This window comes from Hassallia byssoidea VB512170 (genome assembly GCF_000817785.2).
GTDB classification, from domain to species: Bacteria; Cyanobacteriota; Cyanobacteriia; order Cyanobacteriales; family Nostocaceae; genus Hassallia; species Hassallia carrinoi.
In genome coordinates this window covers 22,597-34,221 of record NZ_JTCM02000067.1, presented here as the reverse complement: position 1 = coordinate 34,221, position 11,625 = coordinate 22,597, and the positions used below count along the sequence as shown (strand labels likewise).

Here is an 11,625-nt window from a genome sequence, read left to right as displayed (position 1 = left end):
GTGGACAAAAATGGACAGCCTTGTTTACTAGATCCTCGATACCCCACGACATTTTCGGATGAAGGCTGTCAATGAGTGTCTATTGTTTGTGAATCCCTCCCGGAAATGCCCATTAAACAATTGCCCATTACCCATTACCCATTACCAATTCCCATTGCCCAATGCCCAATCCCCAATTTCCAATCCCCAATAATCCTGTATCTTAAATCCAAAACCTAACTAAAAATCAAACTGTGCTTTTATCTTCCATTTTTGAAGGCAATCAAAATCATTATTCCGATCTTGAACCCCAACGTGCCCCGATTGGCATCTTTGATAGTGGTGTGGGTGGTTTGACGGTACTGCGACAACTCTATCGGCAACTCCCCAACGAATCAATCATTTACTTTGGGGATACAGCTCGACTTCCTTACGGTATTCGTTCGCAGGCAGAAATTTTACAATATGTGCGGGAAATTCTCACTTGGATGCAACAGCAACAAGTGAAAATGGTAATTATGGCATGTAACACCAGTTCTGCTTTAGCTTTAGAGACGGTGCGTGAAGAATTTAACCTGCCGATTCTTGGAGTCATTCTCCCAGGAGCGAGGGCAGCAGTGCAACAAGGAAAGCGGATTGGGGTAATTGCGACCCCAGCAACTGCCAAAAGTAATGCTTATCGGCAAGCTATTCTGGAAATTGATCCAGATGTTCAAGTTTGGCAAGTCGGTTGTCCGGAGTTTGTGCCCCTGATTGAACAAAACCGGATTCAAGACCCTTACACTACTGATGTTGCCCGGTCTTATTTGGAACCTTTAATACAGCAGCAAATTGATACTTTAGTTTACGGCTGTACCCATTATCCGCACTTAGAACCAGTACTGCGATCGCTTCTACCTTCCTCTGTCAAGTTAGTTGACCCAGCTGTTCATGTCGTTGCCGCTTGTACCCAAGAGTTAGACCTTCTGGGCTTAAAAAATACCCACCCACCACAGCCAACTCGCTTCGCTGTCAGTGGTTGTCCACAACAGTTTGCCCAGTCCTCCTTACCGTGGCTTGGCTGTACCCCAATGGTTGAAGTTGTGCGCTTCACCGATGCCGCAATTTCTCACATCCAGAAAGACTAGTTAGTCCATAGTCAAAAAGTCAATAGTCCATAGTCTAAAGATACTTTGACTATTGACTCTTGACTCTTGACTCTTGACTCCTAACTTTGCTTTTATTGACTATTAACTACTTTCGTCACATTTGGCGTTAGCGATATCTCCCGCTTATGTTTCCCGCTAGAAGCTGAAGTGACACTTTTAGGTACAGGCTTTTGCCCTGTTCGCTTCGCCAGAGCTAATAATAAATAGACGGTGAATAAATAACCCGCAGCTAAAACAAAAATCATCATAGGCATGTTTCCGTAAATCATTCTTCTACCTGCACCTTTCTCAAACGAATATAAAATTGCATAGAATTAGTAAAACTTCAGCCAACAAAGTAAATCTTTGATAGCTGTAGTTTGCTATAGTGAACTTTTCCATAGAGTTTTTATTCTCTACGGTTAACCAATTAATTATTAAATTAGTTTTTTCACAGACCATACCTACCACAACAGTTAAATTGCTAAATAGCAATTACAACTGCTGCTTCAGCAGTCTACCAGTCTGCGTTCTTCAAAAGCGTACCTCATGGCAGGAGCAACACTTATGCTCAACGTATGCAGCAAATCGTGTAACGGTTTCCCATAAGGGCAACCCGATCGCTCCCAACAGACAATCAGTTGCGGCGAAAACCGCCCTCACTAAATGCCTTCCCGTGTAGGCTTGCACATCGCAGCAAAAATCAAAAGAATAATTTCTTTGATTCAACCTACGACAAGTTATTTAGACTCACCACACATTATGAGTAAAATCACCTATTGATGATTTATCTTTTTGGGGTGAATTTCTCAAAAATTTTAAATTCCTTAATTTTAGCGTAACACAACAGTCCAGACTTTTAGCCAACGAAGAGTGCTAAATTTAAAAATTTCTAGGCAGCCACACAATCATGGTGAAACAATTTAGTCTTAGTTGGAAATAAATAATGGATCTAGTATTTATAGATACTTTCAGGTGTTGTTGCGAACGTCACTTACAGATTCTATAAGCAAAAATAAATTTATTACTAAGGCGCATAGTTACATCTATCTTATGGAGGTTATTTTGAAGCTTAATAAAACTCTTTCAGAAATTTCCTTAACTATACAGAGGAGAATAAAGTATATATTATTTCCCAACTTTCTTCAATAGCGGTGTTTGACGAACAGGCTATGCGTATACGAGTCATGCTATTTTATCAACCTAGAACTTAAGATTAGCAGTTTAAAAGAAACAGAGATAATCTATAAAAAAAAATTATATTTTGCTTTGAGTGGGAAATCAAAGCTGGAGATGAAACATAAAAAAATAAGGGTATTCTGTGACGGATAGCGAGGATTGCGATCGCGAAAACTTTGCGACGGCACAGGCTTATCTTAAAATGAGTATAGGATATGTAAACTTTCTTAACTTAAGCCAGAGTCCGCCCATCCATGACCCCAGCTACCTCCTTTTTTTCCCCAGTGGAAGCAGACCTGCGAATACTAGCAGACAACCTGAAACAGCTAGTTGGAAATCGCCACCCCATACTCTATGCAGCGGCAGAGCATTTATTTGGAGCTGGGGGCAAGCGCATAAGACCGGCAATTGTTCTATTAGTATCGCGCTCAACAATGCTAGAGCAAGAAATCACGCCGCGACACCGACGCCTAGCAGAAATTACAGAAATGATTCACACGGCAAGCTTAGTGCATGACGACGTGGTGGATGAATCAGATATGCGGCGTGGGGTTCCCACAGTTCATAGTTTGTTTGGCAACCGCATTGCTGTATTAGCGGGAGATTTTCTATTTGCCCAATCTTCTTGGTATTTAGCTAACCTGAACAACTTAGAGGTAGTGAAACTGCTGTCTGAGGTGATTATGGATTTGGCTTCAGGAGAGATCCAGCAGGGACTAAATCGCTTTGATACTAACACCTCGATTGAAACTTACTTAAAAAAGAGCTATTACAAAACTGCGTCATTAATTGCCAACAGTTCTAAAGCAGCCGGGTTACTGAGCGACGTTTCCCAAGAAACCGCCGAACATTTGTATGGCTACGGTCGTAATCTTGGTTTGGCATTTCAGATTGTGGATGATATTTTAGATTTCACTTCTTCGACAGATACCTTAGGTAAACCAGCCGGATCGGATCTCATCAGTGGGAATTTGACAGCACCAGTTTTATTCGCTTTGGAAGAAAAACCATACTTAGAAGTGTTGATTTCACGAGAGTTTGCCCACGTTGGCGATTTAGAACAAGCGCTGGCGCTGATTGAAGATAGTCAGGGTATAGTGCGATCGCGCGAGTTAGCAGCCGAACATGCCAAACTAGCAATTGAACATCTTGCGGTTCTCCCACCCTCAGAATGCCGGCAAGCCCTGACTAATATGACTGATTATGTACTGAGTCGGCTCTATTAAAAAGGGAGTAGGGAGTAGAAAGTAGGGAGTAGGGAGTAGGTAATTTTTCTCGTTACCACTCCCAGCCCCTTTAAGCAATATCAGGTGGAATTTGAGGACGAGAATGTTTTTGTTGCAAAGTTTCTTGAATTAAGCGCTGTAACTCGGTTCGCTTAATTTCCACAGCGTTGGTACTCATGCCAGGAGTCTCAAAAAAAACTATACTATCTACGGGTTCTAATGCCACAAGTTGAAACAAAATGTCAGCAATCGCTATTGGTGCAGCTATTATTTGAGGGTCTAGCCCAGCATTGTTCCTTAGTGGAACATCCTTTAAGGTAGGGTAAGCGTAGATCGCACGCTTTACATCGCCAGGATTTGCACGGTTGCTCAATGTAGTTAAAACCCAGTCTTTTTCCAAATTTTGGAGAATATAATACTGGGGGTGACGTAACTCAGAAGCGATCGCGCTAATAACTGGGGCGATTGCTGTGACAAGTTGTGGTGTTATACCATCGTTGGGTGCATTGTCAATCAGCAATTGAATTTGTGTTTTTAAGTCCATAACGACCTGCAAATAACTTTTGGGTAATGGCTATAAGATATTTACGTGTGAATAATCTCACTATGAGCTGGGAATAATAGATGAGAAGCAAATCCTAAACACAGATCTGCCTGCGTTTAGCTTATACGCAAAACCCAAAAAGCCAATACCTACGTTCATACAGGTTGTAACCAAGTATGTTAGGGTTTTTTTAAACTGAGACTATGAATTTAGCCGCAACCGCAACTATTCAGGGAGAAAATTCTATCGGAGTGGAGGGGATATTTCAACTCCTGTTGAAGGAGTTAAGCCAATTAACCAAAGCTTCGGAGCAGAATTGCCACGACGTGGCTACACGAATTAACGCCGAAGTTTACCGGATTTGCAATGAAAGTAAACGCATCCAAGCTTCCGGTGCAGTGGAAAGCTCGGCGATGACCTTAGCCAAACATAGGCTACAACAGTGTCTCAGATACTACCAGTTAGGTTCAAATCGGGGTAGGGTCGAATTACATAGCACTTTGAGTGCGATTATCTACCGTTACATTAATCCTCCTCAGAGGCAGTTGAGCTATCAGGGACGGCTGACGATCATTGAAGATTTCTTACAAAGTTTTTATTTGGAGGCGTTAAACGCTTTCCGGCGCGAAAATCAGCTTCCCTCTACCTATCGCCCCCAGAGTCTTCTGGAATTAGCAGAGTATATGGCATTTACCGAGCGCTATGGCAAGCGCCGGATTCCCCTACCAGGACGACAGCAGCAGCTGATTATTTTGCGGGCGCAAACTTTCTCTCAACAAATGCCGAACGAAAGCTCTGTAGACATCGAACAAGCCGCAGAAGGTAGCGCTAATGAAGGCGATGGTTCTTGGGAAGATCCAGCCGTGCAGCAATTGCGAAGTGCGATGGCGATGCAACCCGAACCCGAACCCGAAGAAGATACGTTGCGTTCTGTTGTGGTTACGGAGTTAATGAACTATCTAGAACAACGGCAACAAACCGATTGCGCTGATTACTTCGCCCTTCGCCTTCAAGATTTATCCGCGCAAGAAATTGAGTCAATTTTAGGTTTAACTCCTCGCCAGCGCGATTACTTGCAGCAACGCTTTAAATATCACCTGATTCGTTTTGCTTTGCTGCATCGCTGGGAATTGGTTCACGAGTGGTTAGAAGCTTCTTTGCCCACCAATTTGGGCTTGACTCCCCAACAATGGGAAATTTACACCGCACAACTCGACGATAAACAACGGTCTTTATTAGAGTTGAAGCAACAAGGACAACCTGACGAAAAAATTGCCAAAACTTTAGGGTTGTCAATGGCACAACTGCAAAAGCGGTGGTTTAAAATTCTGGAACAAGCTTGGGAAATTCGTAACTCGTTAGTGTCCGGATCAGGTGCATCTACTCATGAATAGTGACTCAGAATCCTTACAACACCAGTTACTCGCTTGGCTTTTGGCATCGGATGTCGAAGCAAGCTTGCATCCCTCGGCTGAATGTGAGGAAATTGACGGGGTAGAAAATCCGCTCTTTGAAACCACCACTTCCATAAGTGGTGATTTTGAGTCGGAAGGGATACCCCAAACCTTTCAACTGGGAGAAATTCCTACTGTGCAAGAACGTTTCCAAGCCGTCATTAAACGTCGGCTACAAGTCCAAATTCAAGACCACCCGCCTTTATTCCCTTGGGAAACCCAATTAAGAGATTACCCCGATTACGTAGACAGTCCTTCGGTTGCATTAGTTCCAGCATACGGGTGGATGGCACAGCAATCGAGACTGAATATACCTGTATCTTTACCTGAAAAAGTTTTTCGGCAATTGCTAGAAAAATGTCAGGCGATGCTGGTATCTTCTCTGCCTCTGGGGGCAAAATTAGTTCAGGTAGTCGAGAGCTTGTTTCCTAACGATGCCCAAGCACTCAACGACTTAGCCGGAATGGTGCTAAGAAGTCCCTCTCGCTCTGTAAACGCTCTAGAGAAAATGCCGATCCAAGAAAGCGATTACTCCGATTTAGGAAAACGCCAACAGATGGCTTTATCTTTGCTAGCAGCTAAACAATTACTGGAAAATCTGACTTTGCCAATTTCAGATAGCAATCCAGTAGTCGAAAGAGAATGGCTAACTAGCGCGGGCGCTATCAACCTCAAAGTAGAATATCAGTCTCAGGGTAGAGTGACAAAACTCTGCGTCATGGGGGAGCTACCCACGGCGGGAATTTTGACACTCCAAGGAAATGGCACTCAAGCAAAGGCGATGTCTTCTACTTCGGGATGCGTCAGTGTTGAGTTATACGGTCAGCCACTTAACCAGACTTATACTTTGTCGGTTGAGTTCCCTGAATTAGAGCAACAATCACTTTTGTTTGTCATTTCGCCGATGATGTAGCCCATATTACCACTGCTAGCACGCGAAGTGTTGATAAACGCCGATTGATAAGATAATTATCCTGGTTTTGAGGTTCATCCTTTTAAAAAAAGCGGTCGTTAGGGCGTCTACGAAAAGCGGCTATGAAGAAGACACGCTCCTTTGGTAATACTAATTTTCTGTAAGGATGTGCGCTATATTGCCCTCAGGCTGGAAGCCTGGGGCTACAAATACCAAGCCTGCGAAGGCAGGCTAAGTTGAGTTTCATCTTCATGGAGAATTGGTGTAAGTTACCGTGCCTCGCAGTAGTGTTCGTTGCGTCTGCATCATCTCGCCTGCTTGTACACCCATTAGCTGCTTTCTCATCAAAATGTTTAATTTGTGCAGGATAAGTTGGCGTTTACCTGTTAATCGTTATTGGCGGCATTTGCATTCTTCACCTTTAATGGAAGTGGAAGATTCAATTACCATTAGGGTGCTGGTGCTAGCTTTGGTAATTGTGGGAATTTTGGCGACGGATATTGCAGCTCAAACGAAATTTAGTTTTTGGGCAATTCCTCTAAGCGTAGTGGGTGTGATTTGGAGTTATTACCATCGTCGAGATGCTAATGTATCGGTTAAGTTTTGTATCGCCATTGGAATGTTAGTAGCACTCGGTGCTTTCTTAGGGCGATTGTTGGGCGAGTTGAATGATACACGGCTGGGTTTAGCTGAGTTACTAGTTCAATTACAAGTCCTTCACAGTTTTGATATGCCTCGCCGCAAGGATTTGGGGTATTCAATTACGATCGCGCTGATTTTGCTTGGTGTGGCAGCGACGCTAAGTCAAACTTTTGAATTGGCGCCAATGTTGATGTTATTTTTAGCGATCGCCCTACCAACTTTAGTTATAGATTACCGTTCTCGCCTCGGCTTAGAAAAGGAAAAAGGTAAAAGCGAGAAAATAAAAGTTAAAAAGTTATCTTCTTTTTTACCTTATTACTTTTTACTTTTTACTTTAATTGTCGGGCTAGGATTGGTAATTTTTGCTGTTATGCCGCGTTTTCCTGGCTATCAACTGCGGACTTTCCCTGTAAGTTCTCCTATCGAAGTTAAAGGCGGTTTTACAGGACGCAGTATCATCAATCCCGGTTATGTGCGCCAAGGTAATGCCAATAATCAAGGCAATAATAGCAACGGCACGGCGGAAAGTAAAAACGGCAAACCGGGGCAATTAGATAATACGTTTTATTACGGTTTTAATAGCCAGATTAACCAAAACCTGCGGGGAGAAATGAAACCCAAGGTAGTAATGCGGGTGCGATCGCAAGTTGAAGGTTTTTGGCGAGTTTTGGCGTTCGATCGCTACACAGGTAAAGGATGGGAGATTTCCCGCAATGAACAAGTTCTTACCGTCAAGCGATCGCCTTGGTCTTACCAAATTTTTCTCAACCCCCCAGCAATAAATACGCCAACTAAAGAAATAGTACAAACTTACACTCTGGTGTCGGATTTGCCTAATTTGATTCCGGCTATGAGTTATCCGAAGGAAGTATACTTTCCGACACCGATGATAGCTGTTGATAAAGAAGGTTCTTTGCGATCGCCTGTGGGATTATCATCAGACCTGACTTATACGATAATTTCCGATGTACCTTACCGCGATCGCACTTCTTTAGGAAAGGCTTCAACTAACTATCCCCAAAATATTAAAAATTACTATCTACAAATTCCCCCAGAAATTGCCGAAAAAGTCCGACAACGCACCGAAGAAATTTTAGCTAATTACAACCGCGAACGAGTCGGAAAGTCAGAAAAATCTCTTGATTCAGCTTACGAAAAAGCACTTTATTTAGCTCAATATCTCAAGCAAAATTATTCTATTCCCGAAAATCCCTTAGGACTGCCTTATTTAAGTGATAAAGAAGACTTGGTAGAAACCTTTTTGTTTAAGCAAAAAGGAGGCTATCCAGACCACTTTTCTACAGTTTTGACGGTGATGCTGCGTTCTATTGGCATTCCAGCGCGGTTGGTGGCAGGATTTAGTTCCGGAGAGTTTAATCCATTCACGGGGATGTATGTTGTTCGCAACACCGATGCTTATGCAATGACAGAGGTGTATTTCCCCAAACATGGTTGGTTTACGTTTGATCCAATTCCCAATCATCCGCTGATTCCACCATCGATAGAAGAGACTCAGACTTTTAGCGTGTTGCGGCAATTTTGGAATTGGGTTGCAGGCTGGTTGCCCTCGCCGGTGACAGGTTTGTTAAATAATGTATTTGGGGCTATATTTAGTTGGATTGGTAAAGCGATCGCTCAATTTTTTGCTTTATTTTCTCAAGGTTGGCTAGGTGTATTGACAGGCTTAATTTTAGCAACTACAACGGCTTTTTTAAGTTGGTTGGGTTGGGTACAGTGGCAAAAATGGTTGAAGCAGCGTACTTTTAGAAAATTGCCCCCAATGGAAAGCCTTTATCAACAAATGCTGCAAACTTTAGCCGAAAAAGGTTTTAGCAAGCACCCGGCACAAACACCTTTAGAATATGCTAGCGTGTCATACCAGCATCATTCACAAGCAACGGCTGAGGTTATAGATGAAATTTGCCAAGCATATAATAGCTGGCGTTATGGCGGTCAGGCTCCAAACTTGAAGCAATTGCGACAAAGATGGCAAGAAATGAAAAAGGCTAATAAAAATTAGTGCGATTTGCAACTTTTTTTCGCGGCTAAGAGTTGGTAATGCGATAGTGCTTCAGCCAGACTGGGGGTGTATTCAATTACACCCCTTTTTTGATTCTAAATATAACTGTTTTAGTCTAAAGGTTAATTAGATACACTTAGAGGAGAAATCATTTACCTGACTCCTACAACCCAGGAGTACTTAACTGAATGCGATCGCTGTCAAAATTCCTATCAGAAATCCGTACCACTTTGCAATTAACAGTGCCTTTGGGGGGCATTCAACTAGCAGAAGCATCCGTGAGTTTTATCAATAGCGTGATGATGGGATTGTTAGGCATTGAATCCCTCGCGGCTGGTGCTCTGGGTGCGATCGCCTTCCAGACTCTAGTTTTCTTGTGTATGGGGGTTTTAGAAGGAGGCAGTCCCCTAGCGGCTGAAGCCTTTGGCGCTGGAGACACAGATCGCATTCGCCAACTTTTTGCTCAAGGATTCTGGCTGGTGGTTGTTCTCTCTTTACCGATGATGTTGCTCACTTGGCATATAGACTCGATTTTACTTTTATTGGGTCAACAAAAAGACACGGTAGCCTTAACTAGTACTTATTTAAAAGCCATCGTTTGGAGTTTTCCAGCAGCGGTAGGTTTCTTGATCCTCAAAGAGATTGCCACAGCCCTCAATCGTCCCCAACTCATTAGTGCGATCGCCCTGACTAGGATTCCCCTCAATATTATTGCTAACTACCTTTTAATATTTGGGAATTTAGGCTTACCAAGTTTAGGATTAGCGGGGATTGGTTGGGCTGGCACTTTTGTCTTCTGGGTAAATTTCCTTGCTGCTGCTGCCGTACTTGCCTTCCATCCTTCGTTTAAAGAATACAAATTGTTTGGTTCTTTACAGTTTAATCGAGATGTGTTAGCCGAACTTTGGCAAAATGGCTGGCCTCTGGGATTAGAATATGCCTCTACATTTTTCTTGTTTACCTTGATTGCCTTATTAAGCGGCTATATGGGAACAACCCTATTAGCTGCAAATGAAATTGTCGTGCAAAGTATAGAATTATCATTGATTGTGCCGATAGCAATCTCTTACGCTGCCATGACGCGAGTGGGACAAATGATGGGTCAGAGTGACTTCACTGGTGCAAAGATGGCAGGATTTGCCACAATTGCCATCGGTATAGCAACAACTAGTTTAATTGCCATTGGTTTATTTCTATTTCCAGAGCAGATTGCCACTATCTTTTTAGATGCAAGTGAGCCAGATCATGTTCTAGGAATCACATCTGCAATCCCCTTGTTGAGAATTTCATCACTTTTTCTCATCGCTTTTGGACTTAACATGATTGCTTTAGGGACGTTGATGGGTATCCAAGATGCTCGCTTACCTTTAGTGATTAACATACTGTTTCAGTGGGGTATTGGGATGACAAGCGGTTACCTACTTTGCTTCCATCTCAATTGGGGTTCTATCGGCTTATGGTCAGGATTAACTATAGGAATCTCACTATCTACAGTGTTTTTAATTTATCGTTTTTACCTTTTGATTTCTGAGATTATTCAAAAAGCTGAAGATGAGGAAGAGTTAGACAGGAGTAAATCCACAGATGAAAAGCAAACTCCTGTCTTAAAATCAGTTTCTTAGTCGCTCTTAGCATATATCACGCAGTGAGGCGTGATAACTTCCTATAGACATCGAATAAGCCGTTTGAGATATCTACATTCTCTGGACACAAAGTCTCATGTGCCTCTGGCAGCTTGTACCAAGGAATAGTAGGGTACAGGTGGTGAACATAGTGATAACCGTTGTTATGAGTTAAAAGATTAGCCAGAAAATTAAGGTTCGATCTCGTCCCGGAGACAGTATGAAAGTGATCGTGTACCTCAGACCAATATACATAACAAGGAAAGCACCATACCAGAGGGACTACCCAGTATAGCAATAAGATATCGATATGTCCCGATAGATAGAAGCCAATCACAACAACCAACCAGAATAGGGATACCTTAAAGCCACTTTTGAATGGACGCCAATCCAAATTCTTCAGATGAATGTATGCGTCTATTAAAAAGTGATATATGGCAAATCCAATCACAGGTTTAACAAACCAGAGCCAGAACAGATTTTTATCCTCCTTGTATAAACCCAACATTTCATAGTACTCAGGGATATAGTCTTCCTCACTCCCCAAACCTTTATGATGGGGAAAATGATGTTTCCGATAGGAGGATATTGTTCTCAACACAGGAAATCCATAGAGAAACTCTAGCTGTTCATTCCACAATTTGTTTTGAAATAAATTATTGTGTGTTGCTTCGTGTAACAACGCCTCTCCAATGGCAAATTGAAAGATACCGATCGCCCATACTGAAACTAGATAAACAAATATGTTGTTTATCCAAATACTAAATGCAACAATCAAGAAAATTGCCATCCAGTCTCTCAGCAATGCTAAGAACGCTCTTTGATCGTTCCGTTCAACAAAGTCAATTGGTTTACTTGGTAATTTTTCTGTAAGATTAGCGTCAGTCATTTTCTTGATTACGTTATTTTTTTGATATTG

9 protein-coding genes are annotated in these 11,625 nt (G+C 42.4%); 6 read left to right on the top strand and 3 right to left on the bottom strand.

Annotated elements, in window-relative coordinates:
• Nucleotides 1-233: 233 nt before the first annotated feature.
• The gene (murI, locus tag PI95_RS23285; protein ID WP_039748205.1) at nt 234-1,106 is read left to right on the top strand and encodes a glutamate racemase; all 873 of its coding nucleotides are present in this window, start codon (nt 234-236) and stop codon (nt 1,104-1,106) included.
• 92 nt (nt 1,107-1,198) lie between these two features.
• Here murI and PI95_RS23280 read toward each other — a convergent pair whose 3' ends face one another.
• Nucleotides 1,199-1,396: a hypothetical protein gene (locus PI95_RS23280; protein WP_163519120.1), complete on the bottom strand. Its 198-nt coding sequence runs from the start codon at nt 1,394-1,396 to the stop codon at nt 1,199-1,201.
• Nucleotides 1,397-2,539: 1,143 nt separating this feature from the next.
• Between PI95_RS23280 and sds the strand changes: the two genes are divergently transcribed.
• Nucleotides 2,540-3,511, top strand: coding sequence for a solanesyl diphosphate synthase (gene sds, locus PI95_RS23275; RefSeq protein WP_039748206.1), 972 nt, complete (start codon nt 2,540-2,542; stop codon nt 3,509-3,511).
• A 70-nt stretch (nt 3,512-3,581) separates the two neighbouring features.
• On the opposite strand, the gene PI95_RS23270 is transcribed toward sds, so the two are convergent.
• On the bottom strand, nt 3,582-4,055 hold the full coding sequence (locus PI95_RS23270) for a hypothetical protein (RefSeq protein WP_039748208.1): 474 nt from the start codon (nt 4,053-4,055) through the stop codon (nt 3,582-3,584).
• A 203-nt stretch (nt 4,056-4,258) separates the two neighbouring features.
• Here PI95_RS23270 and hetZ point away from each other — a divergent pair, with 203 nt between their 5' ends.
• From hetZ to PI95_RS23250, 4 genes are all read left to right on the top strand, one after another.
• Nucleotides 4,259-5,449, top strand: coding sequence for a heterocyst differentiation protein HetZ (gene hetZ, locus PI95_RS23265; protein ID WP_039748211.1), 1,191 nt, complete (start codon nt 4,259-4,261; stop codon nt 5,447-5,449).
• A complete protein-coding gene (locus PI95_RS23260; protein WP_039748214.1) occupies nt 5,442-6,422 on the top strand; it encodes a hypothetical protein in 981 nt (326 codons plus the stop codon). The genes hetZ and PI95_RS23260 overlap by 8 nt, the downstream gene beginning before the upstream one ends.
• Nucleotides 6,423-6,771: 349 nt before the next feature.
• Entirely contained in the window at nt 6,772-9,084 is a 2,313-nt protein-coding gene (locus PI95_RS23255; RefSeq protein WP_039748216.1) for a transglutaminase TgpA family protein, read from the top strand.
• Between the two features lie 188 nt (nt 9,085-9,272).
• On the top strand, nt 9,273-10,706 hold the full coding sequence (locus PI95_RS23250) for an MATE family efflux transporter (protein ID WP_039748218.1): 1,434 nt from the start codon (nt 9,273-9,275) through the stop codon (nt 10,704-10,706).
• A 16-nt stretch (nt 10,707-10,722) separates the two neighbouring features.
• Here PI95_RS23250 and PI95_RS23245 read toward each other — a convergent pair whose 3' ends face one another.
• Nucleotides 10,723-11,595: a fatty acid desaturase family protein gene (locus PI95_RS23245; RefSeq protein WP_039748219.1), complete on the bottom strand. Its 873-nt coding sequence runs from the start codon at nt 11,593-11,595 to the stop codon at nt 10,723-10,725.
• Nucleotides 11,596-11,625: the final 30 nt, after the last annotated feature.